Source organism: Niveispirillum sp. SYP-B3756 (assembly GCF_009495745.1).
Taxonomy (GTDB): Bacteria; Pseudomonadota; Alphaproteobacteria; order Azospirillales; family Azospirillaceae; genus Niveispirillum.
In genome coordinates, this window is sequence record NZ_WIDQ01000004.1 from 62,406 (window position 1) to 81,721 (window position 19,316).

Consider the following 19,316-nt stretch of genomic DNA (forward strand, 5'->3'; position numbering starts at 1 on the left):
GGCGTTGTTGCAGCCAACATGGAACGCCGCCGAAAGACACCAGAGGGAGAAGCCGCGATGACGATCATGATTAACGATCCCGCGCAGACCCGCACCGCCATTGGCCGAGAGGGCCAGTTTGCCGATGCCAAACCCGTTGCCGAGCATATGCTGGGCATCAGCCTGCCCGAACTGGCCAAGGCCGACCGCCGCGAAGCCAGCCTGGGGGAATTGCTGGACGATCCGATCATGCATCTGCTGCTGGCCCGCGACGGCGTGAAGCGCGAAGAGGTGCTGGATATCGTCCGCACGGTTGCCAGCCGCATGGCCTGCAATGATTGCGGCAAGCCCGATGGGCTGGCCGTGGCCTGACACGGCTCCTGTTTCGATCAAGAATAATCGCCACCCGCAAAAACCCCGTCCTGGCCTGCCCGGGACGGGGTTTTTGCTTGGCGAGCCCATTTACGCCCGATGCTGTATCAACCGGCGGGCAATTTTGCTTTCAGGCTGCAACCGCACTCGCATTTCCGCCGCAATGCGTTAGGATGGCAGATGCGGGCTGCCTCCTGGCTCGCGTCACATAACGCAGAAGATGGTTTCGCTCGAACTCGCCGCGGTCCTGTTCCTCATTCTCCTCAACGGTTTCTTTGCCATGTCGGAACTGGCGGTCGTCTCGGCCCGCAAGATCCGCTTGCAGCAGATGGCGGAGGAGGGGCGGCGCGGCGCCACCGTTGCCCTCGCCCTGCAGGAAGACCCTTCCCGCTTTCTTTCGACGGTACAGATCGGCATCACGCTGATCGGTGTCATCAATGGTGCCGTTGGTGGCGCCACCCTGGCCGCACGGCTGGGGCCCTGGATTGATGGACTGCCGGGTATGGCAGGTTATGGCCAGGAAGCAGCACTGGCCCTGGTGGTTATCGCCATCACCTATCTGTCGCTGATCGCCGGCGAACTGGTACCCAAGCGCGTGGCACTCAACAATGCAGAAGGCATTGCCACTTTCGCGGCCCCGATCATGCGTGGCCTGTCCAAGGCCACGGCGCCGTTTGTCTGGCTGCTGGGTGCTTCCACGGAAACCATGCTGAGGCTGCTACACGTGCCGGAAAAGCCCGAGCAGACGGTGACCGAAGAAGAGGTGAAGAGTCTGATTGCCGAGGGCACGGCCAGCGGCGTCTTCGATCCGGATGAAAAGCGCATGATTGAAGGCGTCATGCGTCTGGCGGATCGCACTGTGCGGTCCATCATGACGCCCCGGCCGGAGGTGATGTGGCTGGATATTGACGATCAGCTGGACAATATAAAACGCGATATCCGGGAAAGCGGCCATTCCCGCCTGCCGGTCTGCCGCAGCGACCTGGATGACGTGCTGGGCATCATCCATACTAAGGATCTGCTGCACCGGATGCTGGAAGGCGAAGCGCTGGATCTGCGCCCCGCTGTGCGCGACGCGCTGGTGGTGCATGACGGCACGGAAGTGATGCGCCTGATGGAGCTGTTCAAGCAGTCGGGCGAGCAAATGGCGGTGGTGGTGGATGAATATGGCTCGGTGGAGGGTATCGCCACCCTGACCGACGTGCTGGAAGGCATTGCCGGCGAGTTGCCCGACATTGGCGATGAAGATGCCGACATCGTCCGCCGCGCCGATGGTTCCCTGCTGATCGACGGCATGATGGCCGTGGAAGAGGTGGAGGCCCATCTGGGGCTGAAGAGCCTGCGGGACGAAGAAAGCGGCTATCACACGCTGGCAGGATTCCTGCTGTTCAAGTTTGGCCATATCCCCACGGCGGGTGAATCGGTGGAGCACGATGGCTACCGGTTCGAGGTGGTGGATATGGATGGCCGCCGCATCGACAAGGTGCTGGTTGCGGCTGCCGGTGCGGGTGAATAATACCAATCTCCCTTGATCGTGACCGATCAAGGGAGATTTTGTGTTCCCTCCAGCGCCGGGCTGCTATCCGGCAGCTTGGCTTACGCGCTCATGGGGCCGCGGGCCAGCAGTTGCTGGCCCTACAACCCGCCAAAGGTTAAGCTTCTGACGGGTTGGCGTCACCCGGCATCGCCAGCCGCCAGACATCCACCTGGCCGGTTCGGCCGCGCAGGCTGTAGGCGCCGATGGGGGTCAGCGGCATGTCCACCGTGCAGCTGCCGGCGGCCAGCACCGTGTCATCGCTGACCAGCACGACATAGCATTCATCGCCGATCAGCTCGCTGCCCAGCGCCTCCAGCCGGGCGGCCATGTTCACCGTGTCGCCGACGATGGTGTAGTTGATGCGGCTGGCGGCCCCGATATTGCCGACGATCACCGGGCCGGAATGCAGGCCGACGCGCAGGCAGACAGGCGGCAGACCGTGGCGGCGCGCTTCCTCCCCTTCTTCCTCCACCACCCGCGCGATGGCGTGGGCCGCGCGGAGTGCACGGGCGGCATGGTCCGGCTGGTCATCGGGTGCCCCCCAGAAGGCCATCACAGCATCGCCGATGAACTTGTCCACCGTGCCGCCCTCCGCCTCGATACAGGCGGCGATGCGGGTGAAATGCCGGTTCAGCCATTCCGCCGTGTTCTGCGGCGACATGGTTTGCGCCAGGGAGGAAAAGCCCTTGATGTCGGTGAACAGCACCGTCACATCGCGCTCTTCCGAGACCAGATCGCGGCCGCCATCGCGCTGGATCAGGCGCAGCACCAGGGCCTTGGGTACATAGGTTTCAAACCAGCGCAGGCCGGTAATCATGGTGTTGAACGCCGATGCCGCGTCTGACAGTTCCCGGAACCGGCTGTCGGGCAGGCGCGGCACATTCTGGAAGTCCAGATTGCGCAGGGCCACGGCCGCTTTGGACAGCCGGCGGATGCGTCGGCTCATCATCTTGCCCAGCCAGAGCGCCAGCAGCACTGAGACGATCAGAATGCCGCACCCGACCCAGAGCAGATGCATGAAGCGGCCGATTTCCTGGTCCACATCGTCGCCGCGCATGGAGACGACGAGCGTGAAAGGATGTTCCCCGTAATCGGGGATGGATTTCAGCAGATAGATATATTCGGTGCCATTCACCAGCGCCCGGCGGAACGTGACATCAGTGCGTCGGCCCGACCAGTCGATGCCGGTATCCATCTTCTCGCCGGCCTTGCCTTCCCCCTTGCCGGTGGCGTTGCCGTTGGGGTCCACCTCTGACCAGATGGCGGTGGCGATGGGGTCGCCCAGCTCCTCCAGCGTGGGCAAGGGCGGACGGTCCGTCACATGGGCGAAGTTGAATTTCCGACCCGCCATGGCCGGATGGGCCAGCACATAATGATCATCGAACAGGATGAAGCTGTTGAGATCGCTTTCCTTGGCCATGTCGGCCAGGAAGCGCGACAGGCCGGTGAAGCTGACAGCCGACAGCACGGCCCCCAGGAAGCGCCCCTCCCGCCGGGCCGGGCCCTTCACCACCATCACCGTCGTCCCCACACCGCCGGCCCAGACCGGATCGATCCAATGGGAACTTTTGGTGCCCATCGTCTCCATCATGATCTGCAGGGCTTCGGCCCCATTACTGATGGCGGTGGCGGCCTGGGGGGCGTTTTCCTGCGGGACGACCAGCGGGTAACGGTCGGGCCGGATCAGGGCGATGCCGGCCACCTGTGGCGTGGTGACCACCATGCCGCGCATCAGATCTTCCAGGCGGGGTTCGTCATCCGGGTCTACCACGCCCCGGCCCAGCAGATCGGTCAGCTTGTCCACCTGGGTGCGGGCGGGGTCCAGCTGGGCGCGTACCCGCGCCTCTGCGATGCCCACAGCCAGTTCTGCCTTGTCCAGCAGCAGGCCGTAGGTGTTGCGCCCCGATGTCTGGATGCCCAGCCAGAAGACGCTGGCCACGGCCAGCAGCATCAACCCACCGAAGCCGAGCGTCAGCACCCAGGCGATAGGCAGGCGCCAGCGCCGCCGGTCGAGACAGTCCTCTGCGCCGCGTTGCGTGTCGATGATCTTGGCAAAGTCACTCATGATGGCCGGGACGGTACAGGAGAGCCGAGGCTCCGCACAACCGCTTCCCGATCAGCCCTCCACGATGGTCTTGACCCACTCACCTGGACGCGGTTCCGTGCCGGGCGGGATATTGTTCAATACACGTAAGCGTTCCTCCGCATGGTCGCGCAGGGGAATGCGGCTGGCGAATCCGGCCATGCTGTCGCCGGCCTTCACCTGCACCAGCCGCAGCCGGTACGGTTTCAGCCGGCCCTTCTCCTCCGCTGTCAGTTTGCGCAGGCTCATGGCCGTTGCCTGGAAATCGCCGGAAAGTGGGCCGGACAGGGTGGGCGGGCTGACAAACAGGAAGCGGCGGAAGCTGTCCCCCCCGGCGCGGATGGCCACCAGCCGCGCATCCATGGCACCGGCCTTGGTATTCAGCTGTGTGGCCGCCGTGGCCGCCGGCTGCCCATCGATGGTCAGCGACGAAAGCGGCCCCAGCGGTGCATTGGCGGCCCAGATGCGGGCGATGAATTCTTGCGGTGTGGCCGCCCCTTGGCCCGGCACCTGATCGAAGACGATCTGCGATCCCTGCGGCCCGACGCCGACCACGGCATCCTCACTGTTCACCAGCCGGAAGCCGTCGGGCACCTCAAACCGCAGATTCATGCCGGGATGCACAAAGACCCGGCCGCGCACATAGCCATGGGCGGGGCTGTCGCCATAGATCATCCCGTCAATGGCTTTCAGATATTCATTGCGCTTGACCATCAGGTTGGCGCCGCCGCCGGCCTGATGCGCGGCAACGGCCGCCTGCTGGGCGCGTTCCCCCGTGGGCGGATGGGTCTGCAGGTAACTGAACTGGTCAGCCTGTCCCGGCTTGCCGGCCAGCAAGGCTTCCAACTGGGCCTGACGGCCCATGCTGGACAGGAATCCGGCCATTTCCTGCGGATCATAGCCGGCGGCCGTCATGTAGCGGATGCCCAAGCCGTCGGCCTGGGTTTCCTGTGACCGGCTGAACCCGGCCAGCGCCAGCTGCGAACCGGATTGGGCCAGTTGCCCCGCCTGCTGACCCAGCAGCAGGCCGGCCAGCAGGGCGCCGCCCTGGGCCAGCACGCCGCGCCCATAGCGGTCGGCGGAATGGCGGGCGGTGACATGGCCGATCTCATGCCCGACCACGCCGGCCAGTTCCGCTTCGCTGTTGGCCAACGCCATCAGGCCCCGGCTGACATAGACATAGCCGCCGGGCAGGGCGAAGGCGTTGACGATGGGGCTGTCCAGCACCGTGAAAGTATAACGGGTATTGGGGTTTTCCGTCTTCTGCGCCAGCCGCTGGCCCAGCCCATCCATATAGGATTGCAGCTTGGCATTCTCATAGCGGCCGCCAAATTCCCGCAGCATTTCCGGATGCTGCTGGGCACCGATGGCGGCTTCCTTTTCCGGCGGCATCAGGGCGGTGAACTGGCTGTCGCCGGTCACCGGGTTTGTGGTGCAGGCCGGCAGCAGAAAGGCCGCCACGGCCAGCGGGGCCGTTCGACGCAGAAGGGGGAGAAGGCTGGGGCGGCGCATGTGCATTTTTGTCCTTGGCCTCGGCTGTCTCTCGGGTGCTGTCTGTTCCCACGATCGGGATAAGACAGGCAACCTGTGACGCCATGATGGCAAAGTGCAGCACAATGGCCTAGTCCGCCGAAGGGATGCTGCCCTTCGGCGGATGGTGGGGAAAGGTAGGGGCCGGTTGTCGGTTCAGTGGCTCAGCACCTGGCCCAGGAAGGCGCGGGTGCGGTCGCTTTTGGGATTGTCGAAGAAATCGGCCGGCGGGCCCTGTTCGACAATCTCCCCCCGATCCATGAAGATGACGCGCGAGGCCATGCGGCGGGCAAAGCCCATTTCATGGGTCACCACCAGCATGGTCATGCCGCCTTCGGCCAGATCGGTCATCACGTCCAGCACTTCCTTGACCATTTCCGGGTCCAGCGCGCTGGTCGGTTCATCGAACAGCATGATGGAGGGTTCCATACACAGCGCGCGGGCAATGGCCACGCGCTGCTGCTGGCCGCCGGAAAGCTGGCCGGGGAACTTGTCCGCCTGTTCGGGGATGCGCACCCGCTTCAGGAAATGGCGGGCGCGCTCTTCGGCCTCTTTACGGGGCAGCTTCTTCACCCAGATCGGTGCCAGCACGCAATTTTCCAGCACCGTCAGGTGCGGGAACAGGTTGAATTGCTGGAACACCATGCCGACATCGCGGCGAATGGCCTCCACATGCCGCACATCATCATCCAGCGGCACGCCCTTTACCTTGATCTCGCCGGCCTGATGTTCTTCCAGCCGGTTGATGCAGCGGATCATGGTGGATTTGCCGGAGCCGGACGGGCCGCAGACGACGATCCGCTCCCCCTTGGCCACCGTGAGGTTCACGTCGCGCAGCACATGGAATTCGCCGTACCACTTGTTGACGGCGTTCAATTCAATGACGGGGGCGTCAGTCATGGGGGAACTCCGCGTCTATATCTCGGGCTGCGTGCAGGATGCGAATAACCAGGATGCCGTCCGGCTGTGCCTCAGCACTATCGGGCCAGAGGGGGCCAATATCTTTCCGGGCCGGCGCTGAGAACTCAAACTTCCCCATTCTTGCGCCTCCTGAGCTTTGCCAGCATCTCCTCTACGTCGAACGGGCCGGCGCTGCCGCTGTCCAGCCCTTCCTGGATGTCGCGGCGCAGGGCTTCCAGCCGCGGGGTCAGGGACACGTTCATCGCGGTGGCTCCTGCAATCGGGTTTGGGGGCAGGGGACAGCTTGACATCACCGCTTGCGTCCCCGGCCCAGCACCGTTTCCAGATGCCGGCTGTAACGGGAAAGTGCGTAGCAGAACAGGAAGTAGATCACGCCGACAAACAGATAGGCTTCCTTGTAGAACCCACGCCAAGCCGGGTCTGTCAGGGCCGATTTGGCGGTGGAGAGCAGGTCCAGCAGGCCGATGATGATGACCAGACTGGTATCTTTGAAAATGGCGATGAAGCTGTTGACCAGCGGCGGGATCACCAGCGCCAGGGCCTGGGGCAGGATGATCAGGCGCTGGCGCTGCCAGTAGCCCAGGCCCAAAGCCTTGGAGGCTTCGACCTGACCGCGCGGAATGGCCTGCAGGCCGCCGCGCACCACCTCCGCCACATAGGCGGCGGAAAACAGGGTGATGCCGATCAGGGCGCGCAGCAGCTTGTCGATCGGCACATCCTGCGGCAGGAACAGCGGCAGCATCACCGAGGCCATGAACAGGATGGAAATCAGCGGTACGCCGCGCACCAGTTCAATATAGACCACGGATAAGCCGCGCATCACTGGCAGCTCCGACGTGCGACCCAGCGCCAGCAGCACCCCCAGCGGGAAGGAGGCACCCAGCCCCACCACTGACAAGGCCAGGGTCAGCGGCAAGCCGCCCCACAGGCCGGTGGGGACAAAATCCATCTCCAGCACGCCGCCGAACATCATCAGCGCGGCGAAGCCCAGCCCGCCGCCCCAGATGAACAGCAGTGGTCGGCCCCAGGTGCGGCGGTCCGCACTGATCACCAGGGTGGCGATGGTGGCCAATATGGCCAGTGTTGGCCGCCATTGCTGATCATCCGGGAAGGTGCCGAACAGGATGAAACGCCATTTTTCGGCAATGAAGGACCAGCAGGCCCCACCGGCGGCCCGGCAGGCCGCCGCATCTCCGTTCAGGCTGGCATTGACGAACCCCCACTTGACCAGACCGGGGATCACCAGCCAGGCGATGTAAGCGAAGGTGAGCGTCAGTGCCCCGTTATACCAGCTGGAAAACAGATTGGCCCTGGCCCAGGCCCACAGGCCCAGCCGGGGGCGGTTGGGGGGCAGGCTGGCGGCTTTGTTGACGATCTCTGTCATGGCTTACCGCTCCACCAGCGCCACGCGGCGATTGTACCAGTTCATGAAGCCGGACAGGGCCAGCGAAATGACCAGATAGACGATCATGATGGACAGCACGCCTTCCACGGCCTGACCGGTCTGGTTGATGGCGGTATTGGCAACCGCCACGAAATCCGGATAGCCGATGGCCACGGCCAGACTGCTGTTCTTGGTCAGGTTCAGGAACTGGCTGGTGGTGGGCGGGATGATGACGCGCAGCGCCTGCGGCAGGATCACCAGCCGCATGGCAGTGCCGCGCGACAGGCCCAGCGCGGTCGCCGCCTCCGTCTGCCCCTTGGGCACGGCCAGGATGCCAGACCGCACGATCTCTGCGATGAAGGCGGCGGTATAAAGCGTCAAACCGAACAGCAGGGCGGCAAATTCCGGGCTGAGCGTCATGCCGCCCTTGAAGTTGAAGCCCTGCAGCACAGGCACATCCAGGGCCCCGCCGCCGGCCAGCAGAACGGCCAGCAGGGGCGGCAGCAGGGTCAGCGCCGCCCCAATGGGCGCCATCGGCAGGCGCTGGCCGGTGGCCAGCTGGCGTTTGCGGTTCCAGGCCGACAGGGCCAGGGTGACCAGCACGCCCAGGGCAAACAGCACCGCCACCCAGGCCCAGACGGGATCATCGGCCGGGGCTGGCAATTTCAGCCCGCGATTGGACAGGAAAATGCCCGGCATCGGCTCCAGCGCCTGTCGCGGTCCCGGTAAGCCTTCCGTCAGCAGGGCATACCAGATGAAAAGCTGCAGCAGCAGCGGGATATTGCGGATGGTTTCCACATAAAAGGCGGCAAGGCGGGCCACCAGCCAGTTGCTGGACAGCCGGGCAATGCCCAGCAGGATGCCCAGCAACGTGGCCAGCACAATGCCCACACCGGATACTTTCAGGGTGTTCAGCAGCCCGACGACGAAGATATCGCCATAGCTGTCCCGTGGGCCGGTGGCGATCAGCGACTCGCCGATCTGCACCCCGGCTTCCCGGTCCAGGAAGCCGAAGCCCGACGCGATGGACAGCCGGGCCAGATTGGCCATGGTGTTGCTGGCCAGATACCAGCCGGCCAGGGCCACCAGCAAGCCCAGCCCGATCTGCCACAGGATGGCGCGGACGGTCGGGTTGTTGATGGAAAGCGTCAGGTGATGCGCGCGCGGCGCGGCATCCGCCTTCGCGCGTCCATCAAACGATTGCATACGCGGATCATCCGTCATCGGGCACCCCGTTGCTGCAAGGGGCCGCCGCTCAGCGGATCGGCGGGGCGTACATCAGGCCGCCATTGGTCCAGAGCGCGTTCAGCCCCCGGTCCAGTTTCAGCGGCGAGCCTTTGCCGACATTGCGGTCAAAGATTTCACCGTAATTGCCCACCGCCTTGATGGCGCGATAGGCCCATTGCTTATCCAGCCCCAGCAGTGGCCCCATATCACCCTGCACGCCCAGCAGGCGCTGGATGCCGGGATCGGGATCCTTCAGCTTGGCATCGACATTGGCGGCGGTGACGCCCTTTTCCTCTGCCTCGATCAGGGCATAGATGGTCCAGGTGACGATGTCGCGCCATTGGTCATCGCCATGGCGCACCACTGGGCCCAGCGGTTCCTTCGACAGCACTTCCGGCAGGATCAGGTGATCATCCGGCTTGGGCGCCACGGTGGCACGGGTGCCGGCCAGGGCGGAGACATCCGCCGTCATCACATCGCAGCGGCCGGCGAAATAGGCGGCGTTCACCTCATCCAGCGCCTCGATCACCACGGGCTTGAAGCTGATATTGCGGGTTCGGAACCAGTCCGACAGGTTCAGTTCCGTGGTGGTACCCATCTGCACGCAGATGGTCGCACCATCCAGCTGCTTGGCGCTGGTCACGCCCAGCGATTTCGGCACCATCAGGCCCTGGCCGTCATAATAGGTGGTGGGGGCAAAATTCAGCCCCTGGGCATCGCGGGTCAGGGTCCAGGTGGTGTTGCGGGCCAGCACATCAATCTCACCTGTCTGCACCGCGGTCAGGCGCTGTTGCGCGGACAGGGGCGTGAAGCGGATTTTGTTGGCATCGCCCAGCACGGCGGCGGCCACGGCACGGCAGGTATCGGCATCCAGCCCGGTCCACTTACCCTGGCTGTCCGGGTTGCTGAAGCCCGGCAGGCCGGCATTCACGCCGCAGAAAAGCTGCCCACGGCCTTTGACGGCATCCAATGTCGGCCCGGCCTGCGCGATCCCTGTGAACATCGTCAGGCAGGTCACGGCCAGTGCGGCACCCCAAAGGCGTGATTTCATCGTTTATGGTCCCCTGTTGACGGTTTGGGGCGCCCTATCCGTCAGACGCCGCCCCCTTATAACCGCCAATTAACCATCGGACCCGACGCTGAAACAACCCTGTTACACGCAGAGCGCATGGAAATTTCGGGACACGTGACCAAAGGGCGACGTTTCACGCCTCCTCCGCCCCCATATCGTCCAGCTGCTGCTCCAATCGATCACACAGCGCCTTGTAATGCGCCAGCTCGTCTGGCAGCAGGCAGGTCAGCCATTGCGCCTCCCACTCCAAAGCCAGGGGGGCGATTCGCTGATACAGGTCTCGGCCGGATGGGGTGAAGGACAGGCGCAGCAGCCGCTGGTCGCCCGGATGCACATCGCGGGACAGATGGCCCAGCCCCACCAGCGTGTTCACCGCCCGACTGACCTTGGCCTTATCCATATGGGAACGTTCAACAATGTCGTTGGACGACAGGGGCTGTTCCCGGCCCAGGATGGCCATCACCCGCCATTCCGGAATGGCGATACCGAACGCCTGCTGATAGCGGCGTGACAATTCCTTGCTGACACGTTTGGCCAGCACGTTCAGGCGATAGGGCAGAAAGCCGTCAAGGTCGAGATCGTTCATGGGACATAAAGTCGCCCGACAACGCGGGACTTGCAAGAGGTGGCGTGATCCTCCATATCTGTTTCAGTTGAAACGAGTTGGCCAGGGAGGCCAAACATGCGTCACCCCATTTCCTTTCCCCGCATCGAAGGCGAGGCCTCGCGCCAGGCCCATGCCAACCTGCCACCGGGCAGCTATGAGCGGGAAATGGGCCGGGAAGGCTTCTTCGGGCCGGCGACGCATATGTATCACCGCCACCCGCCCACCGGCTGGATCAGCTGGGAGGGGCCGCTGCGGCCGCGCGCCTTTGACCTGAACCGGCTGAATGAGGTGGCCAGCGGCGGCCCCTGGGCGGCGCGGGAGGTTCTGTTCAACCCGCATTGCCGCGTGCGCCTGTGGCATTGCCCTACGCCCATGGACCATCTGGCCCGCAATGGTGATGGGGACGAGCTGATCTTCATCCATGCCGGGGCCGGGTCGCTTTACTGTGACTATGGCCATCTGGCGGTGACAGCGGGGGATTATGTAGTGCTGCCGCGCGGCACCATGTGGCGCCTGTCGCCCAGCCAGCCGGTGACGGCCCTGCTGGTGGAGGCCACGGGGTCCAGCTATCAGTTGCCCGACCGTGGCCTGCTGGGGCCACACGCCTTTTTCGATCCGGCCATGCTGGACACGCCGGCCATTGATGCGGCTTTCCGCGACCAACAGGGCGACAATGGACCCGGCGGGGTCTGGCGGGTGCTGGTGAAGCGGCGCGGGGCGATCAGCACCGTCACATATCCGTTCAACCCGCTGGATGCCATGGGCTGGAAGGGCGATCTGGCGCCGGTGCGGCTGAATGTGAAGGATGTGCGCCCGGTGATGAGCCATCGCTATCACCTGCCGCCCAGCGCCCATACCACCTTCGTTGCCAACCGCTTCGTCGTCTGTACCTTCGCGCCGCGCCCGTTTGAGACGGATGCCGACGCGCTGAAGATCCCCTTCTTCCATAATAACGACGATTATGACGAGGTGCTGTTCTACCATGCGGGGGATTTCTTCAGCCGGGACAATATCGACGCCGGCATGATGACCTTCCACCCGAGCGGTTTCACCCACGGTCCCCACCCCAAGGCGCTGCAAAAGGCCTTTGTGCAGAGCAAGCCGGCCACCGATGAATATGCCGTGATGATCGACACCCGCGATGCGCTGGAGGTGGCCCCCCTGCCGGACGGCGTGGAAAACCACGCCTATGCCGATAGCTGGCGGGTGAAGCCGTGAGGAGGTGGCCGTTTGGCCGACAACTGAGCGCCCTATCCCCGTCTTCACGCCGCCTTCTGCTTTTCACCGTCATTCCCGCGAAGGCGGGAATCCAAACAACGGGTCATTCGGGTGATGTTGATCGAATGGCAGCGTCCTATGGATTCCCGCCTTCGCGGGAATGACGGTTGAGAGGTATCGGAGTCGTTGTTTCCCCCACCCCGCAGAGATCCCCCGATGAAACTCGCCTCCTTGCAGCAGGGCCGTGATGGCCGTCTGGTTATTGTGTCGGATGACCTTACCCGCTGCCTGCCCGTACCCGATCTGGCGCTGACCCTGCAACAGGCGCTGGACCATTGGGAAACCGTGGCCCCGGCGCTGGCCGAGCTGGCGGCTTCCCTCAACCGGGGCGATCTGGCCGATGCCCTGCCGTTTGAGCAGGCGCATTGCGCCAGCCCGCTGCCGCGCGCCTATCAATGGGCCGATGGCTCGGCCTATGTGAACCATGTCGAACTGGTGCGAAAGGCCCGCAATGCGGAGATGCCGCCCAGCTTCTGGACCGATCCGCTGATCTATCAGGGCGGGTCTGACAGTTTCCTGGCCCCGCATGATCCGATCCTGATGGCGGATGAAGCCTTCGGCATCGACCTGGAAGGGGAGGTGGCGGTGGTCACCGGCGATGTGCCCATGGGGGCCACACCGGAACAGGCGCGCGGGCTGATCCGGCTGGTGATGCTGGTCAATGATGTCTCACTGCGCGGGCTGATCCCGGCGGAACTGGCCAAGGGTTTCGGCTTCTTCCAGTCCAAACCCAGCACCGCCTTCAGCCCGGTGGCGGTGACGCCGGATGCGCTGGGCGATGCCTGGGATGGCGGGCGACTGCATCTGCCGCTGCTGTCGCAGATCAATGGCCAGCCCTTCGGCTGCCCCAATGCCGGGGTGGACATGACCTTCGATTTCCCCACCCTGATCGCCCATGCCGCCCGCACCCGGCCGCTGTGCGCCGGCACCATCATCGGGTCGGGTACGGTGTCCAACAAGGATGCCGATGGCGGGCCGGGGCGGCCGGTGGCGGAAGGCGGTCTGGGCTATAGCTGTATCGCCGAGATTCGTACCATTGAGACCATCCGCGACGGCATGCCCCGCACCCCCTTCCTGCGCTTTGGCGACCGGGTACGAATCGAAATGCAGGACCGTCAGGGGGGCAGTATTTTCGGCGCGATTGATCAGGTGGTTCAGAAATATGAGGGGCCTTAAATCAAAGCCCCCGCAGCCCCCCGCTGGCGCGGATCACCTCCCCGGTGATCCAGGCGGCGTCCGGGCCGGCCAGCCAGGCGACGACGGCGGCAATGTCCGCCGGCTCCCCGATGCGGCCCAGGGCGGTGCGGCTGGTGATTTCTGGCACACGGGACGCGTCGCCGACCTTGAAGCGGTCGGTATTGGTCACGCCGGGGGCAACCGTATTGATGGTAATGCCCAACGGCCCCAGCTCCTGCGCCAGTACGCCGGTCATGGCGTGGACGGCCCCCTTGGAGGCGGCATAGACGGCGCGCTTGGCTGCCGGCATGTCGGTGATGACGCTGCCAATATTGATGATGCGGCCGCCGGGGCGCATCTGGCGCGCCGCTTCGCGCGCCATCAGCAGCGGGGCGGCGGCATTGACGGCCAGCACATTGGCCAGATCGTCCGCCGTGATGTCGCTGACCGGGCCGAAACGGCCGGTGCCGGCATTGTTCACCACGATATCCGGCACGCCCAGCGCCCGCACCGTCTCCGCAAACAGCCGCACGGCCCCGCCCTGGTCGGACAGGTCGGTCAGATCGGCCTGGATCACCGCCGTGCGCACGCCCAGCCCCTGGCAAAGCTGGGCCAACGCCTCGGCATCCAGCCGGCTGGAACCATAATGGATGGCGATATCCGCGCCATCGCGGGCCAGCCGTTCGGCAATGGCACGGCCGATCCCGCGCGAGGCGCCGGTGACAAGGGCGATCTTGCCCAGAAGCGGCCGATCCATGCCGAAAGTCCCTCTACTGATTCACAGGAAGGGTGATAACAGATCATGCGCCTTTACACCTATTTCCGTTCCTCTGCCGCCTATCGGGTGCGGATCGCCCTGGCGCTGAAGGGGCTGGATTACGATTCGGTCCCGGTGCATCTGGTGAAGGATGGCGGCCAGCAGCACCAGCCCGCCTATCTGGCCATCAACCCGCAGGGGCTGGTGCCGGCGCTGGAAACCGATGATGGCGCGCTGCTGACCCAGTCGCTGGCCATCATCGAGTATCTGGATGAAACCCATCCGACCCCGCCGCTGCTGCCGGCCGATGCGCTGGGCCGGGCGCAGGTGCGGGCCATGGCGCAGGTGGTGGCCTGCGATATCCACCCGCTGAATAATTCCGGTGTCATCAGTCGCCTGCGCCGGGAACAGGGGCTGGATGATGCGGCGGTGACGCGCTGGATGCACCATTGGATGGGTCGGGGCTTCACCGCCCTGGAACGGCTGGTGAGCCCGCAGGGGGCATTTTGCCATGGCGACAGTGTGACCCTGGCCGATCTCTATCTGGTGCCGCAGATGTATAATGCCCGCCGTTTCAACCTGGACCTGACGCATTTCCCGCGTCTGGTGGAAATCGATGCCCGCTGCCGCACCCTGCCAGCCTTTCAGCAGGCGGCACCGGAGAAGCAGCCGGATTGGGAATGACGGGGCTTGCGGCCGTACCTATGCGGTGGCTGCGGGGCAGGGCATAGCCTGTTTGTCGGGGGTACATGATTTTCCCCTTGCATCTGTGGTGGGGTTTCTCCATAAAGCCGCCCACGGCGCTGACGACCCAGACAGCGTCCACAGGTTTCGGGGCCATAGCTCAGCTGGGAGAGCGCTACAATGGCATTGTAGAGGTCAGCGGTTCGATCCCGCTTGGCTCCACCAAATTCAAAGGCCCGGTCAGCAATGACCGGGCCTTTTAGCATTTCATGTTCCCTCAGCGCCGGGCGGCGGCGTCCGCCGCCTTGGCTTGCGCCGCACGTGCGGCGGGCCGGCGGTCGCCGGCCTCTGACCCGCCTGAAGCTTATGCTTCAGGCGGATTGGTATTACTTCGGCAGCAGTGTCTCCACCCATGGACCATCGGGCAGCTGGGCGGCCAAACCGGTGATGTGCCGGTTCCACCAATGGCGCTGTTCCACCAGATCATCATAATCGAACTGGTCTTCCCGCCATTGCCGGTCAGCCTGATGATATGTCACCAGATCAATGGGGTAGCCGACATCGGCGGAGCTGTAGCGGCTGCTGTCAAACGAAAGATAGGCCAGCTTCAGGGCGGCGGGCATACTGGTGTCGAATTTCAGTGCCCGGTCCAGGATCGGCTTGCCATAGGCGGTGGCCCCGATGGAGAGATAGGGCGTGCGCTCATCCACCTCAATCCAGTTGCCCTCCGGATAGACCAGATACATGGTTGGTTCCCGGTCACTGCCCAACTGGCCGCCAATGATGGCGTGCAGGTTGAAGGTCAGCTTGGAGGCCTCCAGCGCTTCCTTATCTTCCTTGGCCACTACGCGCAGGCAGCGGGTGAAGCTGTTCACCGCTTCCAACATGCTGTCGAACGGCTTCGGCCCGGCTGCCTGCATATCGCGGCGCAGATAGGCCAGCGTCTTGTCGCGCACGCTGCGCAGGCCCGAGGTCATGACGAAGAACTTGTCGCTGCCATTGGGCAACAACGTCACCTTGCGCGCCGCCGTCACCTGGGTGCCGGCGGTGATGCGTCCGTCGGACAGGGCGATCAGCCCTTCCTTGATCTTGATGCCGAGACAATAAGTCATGATGAAGCCGTTACCGTTCCATTTTTTGCTTCTGGGCGGCGCATCCTGTCATGATCTTTCGCGCCGGTCAAAGTGCGACCGCTTCAAGGCGGCCACCTCCTGAACTTGTATGAGTTAGGACGCCGACACACGTGATAATCTTGTTGCACTGCACAAAAGGGGCTTGACGCCCCGCCCATCGTTCCGATATACATTACCAATGCTGCGGTGCAGCAGACCCATGCCGTGGCGGGAAGTTTCCCGCTGGTGCGGCCTGGATCAATGGCGGCTACCGGGGCCGGGGCTGCTTGATGCGGGCCGGCTCCACCAGCGCGCATAAGGAGAAGATGATGGTGACGCGCACGCCCAGAAGTGCAGCGGGACGGACCAGCCGGACACCGGCAGCCCCCGCGTCCAAGACGCCGGAACAGAAGGTGGTTGAGGAGACGGCGACCGCCGTTACCCCGCCGGACGATCCGGTACCCGAAATCACGTCTGCCGAAACAGCACCCGTGGCCGACTCCGCACCTGTGGTGGAAGCCACGGCCGAGATCGTTGCCGACGCTGTGGAAGAGACGAAGCAGGTCGCGGTTGAGGCCGTGCCCGCGCCCATCATCACCAAGGTGGTCAAGCCTTTGGCCGCTGCTTTCGAACCCAAATCTGTTGAACAGGCTGTTGCCTATACCAAGGAGCAGGTGGAAAAAATGAGCAAGCAAGTCTTCACCGCATTCGACGACGTCGCCGGCTTCCACAAGGAAAATGTGGATGCCTTCGTGGCCTCCTCCACCATTCTGGCCAAGGGCTTTGAGGCCCTGTCCAAGGAGCTGCTGGCCTTCACCCAGGGCCAATATGAACAGTCGGTCAGCACCGCCAAGGCCCTGATGGGCGTGAAGTCGGTGAAGGAACTGGTCGATCTGCAGACCGAATTCGCCAAGTCCAGCTTTGACGCTGCCCTGGCCGAAGCCACCAAGGTGTCGGAAGCCAGCCTGAAGGTCGCCAATCAGGCGGCCGAGCCGATCACCGCCCGCGTGAACGCCACGGTGGAAAAGCTGTCCAAGATCAAGGCCGCTGCCTGATCTGCTGAGGATACCGGGCCGGTGCTCCCAGGAGAATTGGCCCGGCAGAACGGAAAACCCCGCGCCCCCCTTGGCGCGGGGTTTTCTGTATAGGCGTAGCGTCAACCCGCCTTGTCGGCGGGCACGACGAAGCTGTCCATCACCTTCTTGATGCCGGTGGCGTCAAAACTGATCTCCAGCTTGTCATTCTCCACCGCCTTGACGGTGCCATAGCCGAACTTGGTGTGGAAAACCCGGTCGCCCGGATTATAGGCCCGGGTGGGCCGTGACCGTGGGGTGATGTCCAGCGCCGTGCCCTCGATCAGCCGGCCGACCCCGCGCGCCGGGGCCTGGGCCGCCTTCTGGCCCATGCGGTTGAAGCGGTCGCCGAATCCGCCGCCAGCCCCCCAGCCGCCGCCATATCCACCACCATAACCGCCTTCGCCGCGCCCGCCGCCAAAGCCGGCCCCGCCGATGCCGGGATTATTCTCCGTCTCGATATGCTCTTCGGGCAGTTCCTCGACAAAGCGGGACGGGATGGAGGTCGCCCAGGTGCCATGGATGCGGCGGTTGGCGGCGTGACTGATATAGACGCGCTGGCGGCCACGGGTGATGCCGACATAGGCCAGCCGCCGCTCCTCCTCCAGCCCGGCAATGCCGTTCTCATCCAGGGTGCGCTGGCTTGGGAAGACGCCTTCCTCCCATCCGGGCAGAAAGACGACGTCGAATTCCAGCCCCTTGGCACCATGCAAGGTCATCAAGGATATTTGTTCCACATCGGCCCCGGCGGCATTTTCCATCACCAGGGAGACATGTTCCAGGAAGCCGGTCAGATTCTCGAATTCCCCCATCGCGTTGATGAGTTCCTTCAGGTTTTCCAGCCGGCCCGGCGCTTCGGGCGTCTTATCCTCCTGCCACATGCGGGTATAGCCCGATTCGTCCAGCACCATCTGGGCCAGTTCGGTATGGGGAATGCGGTCGATCAGCCCGCGCCAGCGGAAGAAATCCTGCATCAGCCCGGACAGGGTGGAGCGCATCTTGGGCTTCAACTCATCCGTCTGGGATAGCTGCCAGGCGGCCTCCGTCACCGGCACATTCAGCGTGCGGGCCGCCACATAAAGCTGCTGGATGGTGGCGGCCCCAATACCGCGCTTTGGCACATTAACGATGCGCTCGAACGCCAGATCATCCTCTGGGCTGATCAGCACGCGCAGATAGGCCAGCGCATCGCGGATTTCCTGGCGTTCATAGAAGCGCGGGCCGCCGACCACGCGATAGGGCAGGCCCAGAGTGATGAAGCGTTCTTCAAACTCGCGTGTCTGAAAGCCGGCGCGCACCAGCACGGCCATCTGGCCCAGGCTGGCGCCCTTGCGCTGCAAGGCCTCCACCTCTTCGCCCACCCAGCGGGCTTCTTCCTCCGCGTCCCACAGGCCGCGGACCTTCACCTTCTCCCCGCCATCCGTCTCGGTCCAGAGCTGTTTGCCCAGGCGGCCATGGTTGTGTTCGATGATGCCGTGGGCAGCACCCAGGATATGGGCGGTGGAGCGGTAGTTCTGTTCCAGGCGGATGATGGTGGCGCCGGGGAAATCATGCTCAAATCTAAGTATATTTCCAACTTCAGCGCCACGCCAACCGTATATCGACTGGTCATCATCGCCAACACAGCAGATATTTCTGTGCGATTGGGCAAGAAGTCTTAGCCAAAGGTATTGAGCGACATTCGTATCTTGATATTCATCTACGAGAATATAGCGGAACCGATTTTGATATTCAATCAATACATCATTATGTTGCTGGAACAGCGTGATATTGTGCAGCAGCAAGTCGCCGAAATCACACGCGTTCAGCGCCTTCAACCGGTCCTGATATTGCCGGTAGAGCGTCAGGATGCGGCCATTGGCGGCGTCGCCCGCCTCCTCCGGCTTCAGCTTGTCGGGCGTCAGCGCCCGGTCTTTCCAGCGCTCAATAATGGACAGCAGCATCCGCGCCGGCCATTTCTTGGCATCGATATTTTCCGCCTCCATCAATTGTTTCAGCAGGCGGATCTGGTCGTCGGTGTCCAGAATGGTGAAGCTGGGTTTCAGGCCGATCAGTTCGGCATGGCGGCGCAGGATGCGGGCAGCCAGCGAATGGAAGGTGCCCATCCACCAGCCTTCCGACTGGCTGCCCAGCAGATTATCCACGCGCTCCCGCATCTCCCGCGCGGCCTTGTTGGTGAAGGTCACGGTCAGCACATTCCACGGGCTGACGCGGCGCGACAACAGCAGATGCGCCAGCCGTGTCGTCAGCACGCGGGTCTTGCCCGTACCGGCACCGGCCAGCACCAGCACCGGCCCGTCCAGCGCCTCCACCGCTTCCCGCTGCACCGGGTTCAACCCGTCCAGATAGGGGCGGCGCTGCGGGGCCGGGGTGGGCGGCGGCGGGGGAGGGGAGAAGAGATCGCTCATGATAGAGAGAACATATACAGAATAGGCCTGTTGGGAAAGGGGGCCGCTGCCGCGCCAACCCGCCGCCTCCCGCCCGGCACAGGCTTGCCATGCCCGATCAACGATCCCCTTCGCCC

Annotated in this window: 17 protein-coding genes and 1 tRNA gene; 7 read left to right on the plus strand and 11 right to left on the minus strand. The window is 63.9% G+C overall.

What is annotated here, in order from left to right; all coding sequences use genetic code 11:
* The first annotated feature begins 57 nt into the window (after positions 1-57).
* Both GE253_RS10135 and GE253_RS10140 read left to right on the plus strand, forming a co-directional pair.
* On the plus strand, positions 58-351 hold the full coding sequence (locus GE253_RS10135) for a hypothetical protein (RefSeq protein ID WP_153204030.1): 294 nt from the start codon (positions 58-60) through the stop codon (positions 349-351).
* Between the two features lie 220 nt (positions 352-571).
* A complete protein-coding gene (locus GE253_RS10140; protein ID WP_153204031.1) occupies positions 572-1,867 on the plus strand; it encodes a hemolysin family protein in 1,296 nt (431 codons plus the stop codon).
* Positions 1,868-2,003: 136 nt separating this feature from the next.
* Here GE253_RS10140 and GE253_RS10145 read toward each other — a convergent pair whose 3' ends face one another.
* From GE253_RS10145 to GE253_RS10180, 8 genes are all read right to left on the minus strand, one after another.
* The gene (locus GE253_RS10145; protein ID WP_153204032.1) at positions 2,004-3,953 is read right to left on the minus strand and encodes an adenylate/guanylate cyclase domain-containing protein; all 1,950 of its coding nucleotides are present in this window, start codon (positions 3,951-3,953) and stop codon (positions 2,004-2,006) included.
* Between the two features lie 51 nt (positions 3,954-4,004).
* Positions 4,005-5,483, minus strand: a complete 1,479-nt coding sequence (locus tag GE253_RS10150; protein ID WP_173012578.1) for a M48 family metalloprotease — start codon at positions 5,481-5,483, stop codon at positions 4,005-4,007.
* A 174-nt stretch (positions 5,484-5,657) separates the two neighbouring features.
* Complete coding sequence (locus GE253_RS10155) at positions 5,658-6,401, minus strand: amino acid ABC transporter ATP-binding protein (RefSeq protein WP_089286077.1); 744 nt, start codon at positions 6,399-6,401, stop codon at positions 5,658-5,660.
* Positions 6,402-6,526: 125 nt separating this feature from the next.
* Positions 6,527-6,664 (minus strand): hypothetical protein, encoded by a 138-nt coding sequence (locus tag GE253_RS10160; protein ID WP_153204034.1) that lies wholly within the window; start codon positions 6,662-6,664, stop codon positions 6,527-6,529.
* Between the two features lie 47 nt (positions 6,665-6,711).
* The gene (locus GE253_RS10165; protein ID WP_153204035.1) at positions 6,712-7,806 is read right to left on the minus strand and encodes an amino acid ABC transporter permease; all 1,095 of its coding nucleotides are present in this window, start codon (positions 7,804-7,806) and stop codon (positions 6,712-6,714) included.
* A 3-nt stretch (positions 7,807-7,809) separates the two neighbouring features.
* Positions 7,810-9,030, minus strand: a complete 1,221-nt coding sequence (locus GE253_RS10170) for an amino acid ABC transporter permease (protein ID WP_247878594.1) — start codon at positions 9,028-9,030, stop codon at positions 7,810-7,812.
* A 31-nt stretch (positions 9,031-9,061) separates the two neighbouring features.
* The gene (locus GE253_RS10175) at positions 9,062-10,084 is read right to left on the minus strand and encodes an amino acid ABC transporter substrate-binding protein (RefSeq protein ID WP_153204036.1); all 1,023 of its coding nucleotides are present in this window, start codon (positions 10,082-10,084) and stop codon (positions 9,062-9,064) included.
* A 154-nt stretch (positions 10,085-10,238) separates the two neighbouring features.
* On the minus strand, positions 10,239-10,691 hold the full coding sequence (locus tag GE253_RS10180) for a MarR family transcriptional regulator (protein WP_153204037.1): 453 nt from the start codon (positions 10,689-10,691) through the stop codon (positions 10,239-10,241).
* A gap of 96 nt (positions 10,692-10,787) precedes the next feature.
* On the opposite strand from GE253_RS10180, the gene GE253_RS10185 reads away from it, so the two are divergent.
* Positions 10,788-11,930, plus strand: a complete 1,143-nt coding sequence (locus GE253_RS10185) for a homogentisate 1,2-dioxygenase (RefSeq protein WP_153204038.1) — start codon at positions 10,788-10,790, stop codon at positions 11,928-11,930.
* Between the two features lie 216 nt (positions 11,931-12,146).
* Positions 12,147-13,166: a fumarylacetoacetate hydrolase family protein gene (locus GE253_RS10190; protein WP_153204039.1), complete on the plus strand. Its 1,020-nt coding sequence runs from the start codon at positions 12,147-12,149 to the stop codon at positions 13,164-13,166.
* Position 13,167: 1 nt separating this feature from the next.
* On the opposite strand, the gene GE253_RS10195 is transcribed toward GE253_RS10190, so the two are convergent.
* Entirely contained in the window at positions 13,168-13,923 is a 756-nt protein-coding gene (locus GE253_RS10195; RefSeq protein WP_153204040.1) for an SDR family oxidoreductase, read from the minus strand.
* A 45-nt stretch (positions 13,924-13,968) separates the two neighbouring features.
* On the opposite strand from GE253_RS10195, the gene maiA reads away from it, so the two are divergent.
* Positions 13,969-14,607 carry a maleylacetoacetate isomerase gene (gene maiA, locus GE253_RS10200; RefSeq protein WP_153204041.1) on the plus strand — a complete coding sequence of 213 codons (639 nt, stop codon included), beginning with the start codon at positions 13,969-13,971 and terminating at the stop codon, positions 14,605-14,607.
* A 149-nt stretch (positions 14,608-14,756) separates the two neighbouring features.
* Positions 14,757-14,832 (plus strand) — tRNA-Ala (locus tag GE253_RS10205).
* A gap of 161 nt (positions 14,833-14,993) precedes the next feature.
* On the opposite strand, the gene GE253_RS10210 is transcribed toward GE253_RS10205, so the two are convergent.
* Positions 14,994-15,719, minus strand: a complete 726-nt coding sequence (locus GE253_RS10210; protein WP_089286085.1) for a peptidase — start codon at positions 15,717-15,719, stop codon at positions 14,994-14,996.
* Positions 15,720-16,009: 290 nt separating this feature from the next.
* On the opposite strand from GE253_RS10210, the gene phaP reads away from it, so the two are divergent.
* The gene (gene phaP, locus GE253_RS10215; RefSeq protein WP_153204042.1) at positions 16,010-16,774 is read left to right on the plus strand and encodes a phasin family protein; all 765 of its coding nucleotides are present in this window, start codon (positions 16,010-16,012) and stop codon (positions 16,772-16,774) included.
* Positions 16,775-16,875: 101 nt separating this feature from the next.
* Here the strand turns inward: phaP and GE253_RS10220 are convergent, their stop codons facing one another.
* Positions 16,876-19,200 (minus strand): UvrD-helicase domain-containing protein, encoded by a 2,325-nt coding sequence (locus GE253_RS10220; protein WP_153204043.1) that lies wholly within the window; start codon positions 19,198-19,200, stop codon positions 16,876-16,878.
* Positions 19,201-19,316 lie beyond the last annotated feature (116 nt).

What these genes read in the sequence shown, in the direction of transcription:
- GE253_RS10135 (WP_153204030.1), top strand. Translation starts at nt 58, where the DNA reads ATGACGATCATGATTAACGATCCCGCGCAGACCCGCACCGCCATTGGC.
- GE253_RS10140 (WP_153204031.1), top strand. Translation starts at nt 572, where the DNA reads ATGGTTTCGCTCGAACTCGCCGCGGTCCTGTTCCTCATTCTCCTCAAC.
- GE253_RS10145 (WP_153204032.1), bottom strand. Translation starts at nt 3,953, where the DNA reads ATGAGTGACTTTGCCAAGATCATCGACACGCAACGCGGCGCAGAGGAC.
- GE253_RS10150 (WP_173012578.1), bottom strand. Translation starts at nt 5,483, where the DNA reads ATGCGCCGCCCCAGCCTTCTCCCCCTTCTGCGTCGAACGGCCCCGCTG.
- GE253_RS10155 (WP_089286077.1), bottom strand. Translation starts at nt 6,401, where the DNA reads ATGACTGACGCCCCCGTCATTGAATTGAACGCCGTCAACAAGTGGTAC.
- GE253_RS10160 (WP_153204034.1), bottom strand. Translation starts at nt 6,664, where the DNA reads ATGAACGTGTCCCTGACCCCGCGGCTGGAAGCCCTGCGCCGCGACATC.
- GE253_RS10165 (WP_153204035.1), bottom strand. Translation starts at nt 7,806, where the DNA reads ATGACAGAGATCGTCAACAAAGCCGCCAGCCTGCCCCCCAACCGCCCC.
- GE253_RS10170 (WP_247878594.1), bottom strand. Translation starts at nt 9,030, where the DNA reads ATGACGGATGATCCGCGTATGCAATCGTTTGATGGACGCGCGAAGGCG.
- GE253_RS10175 (WP_153204036.1), bottom strand. Translation starts at nt 10,084, where the DNA reads ATGAAATCACGCCTTTGGGGTGCCGCACTGGCCGTGACCTGCCTGACG.
- GE253_RS10180 (WP_153204037.1), bottom strand. Translation starts at nt 10,691, where the DNA reads ATGAACGATCTCGACCTTGACGGCTTTCTGCCCTATCGCCTGAACGTG.
- GE253_RS10185 (WP_153204038.1), top strand. Translation starts at nt 10,788, where the DNA reads ATGCGTCACCCCATTTCCTTTCCCCGCATCGAAGGCGAGGCCTCGCGC.
- GE253_RS10190 (WP_153204039.1), top strand. Translation starts at nt 12,147, where the DNA reads ATGAAACTCGCCTCCTTGCAGCAGGGCCGTGATGGCCGTCTGGTTATT.
- GE253_RS10195 (WP_153204040.1), bottom strand. Translation starts at nt 13,923, where the DNA reads ATGGATCGGCCGCTTCTGGGCAAGATCGCCCTTGTCACCGGCGCCTCG.
- maiA (WP_153204041.1), top strand. Translation starts at nt 13,969, where the DNA reads ATGCGCCTTTACACCTATTTCCGTTCCTCTGCCGCCTATCGGGTGCGG.
- GE253_RS10210 (WP_089286085.1), bottom strand. Translation starts at nt 15,719, where the DNA reads ATGACTTATTGTCTCGGCATCAAGATCAAGGAAGGGCTGATCGCCCTG.
- phaP (WP_153204042.1), top strand. Translation starts at nt 16,010, where the DNA reads ATGCGGGCCGGCTCCACCAGCGCGCATAAGGAGAAGATGATGGTGACG.
- GE253_RS10220 (WP_153204043.1), bottom strand. Translation starts at nt 19,200, where the DNA reads ATGAGCGATCTCTTCTCCCCTCCCCCGCCGCCGCCCACCCCGGCCCCG.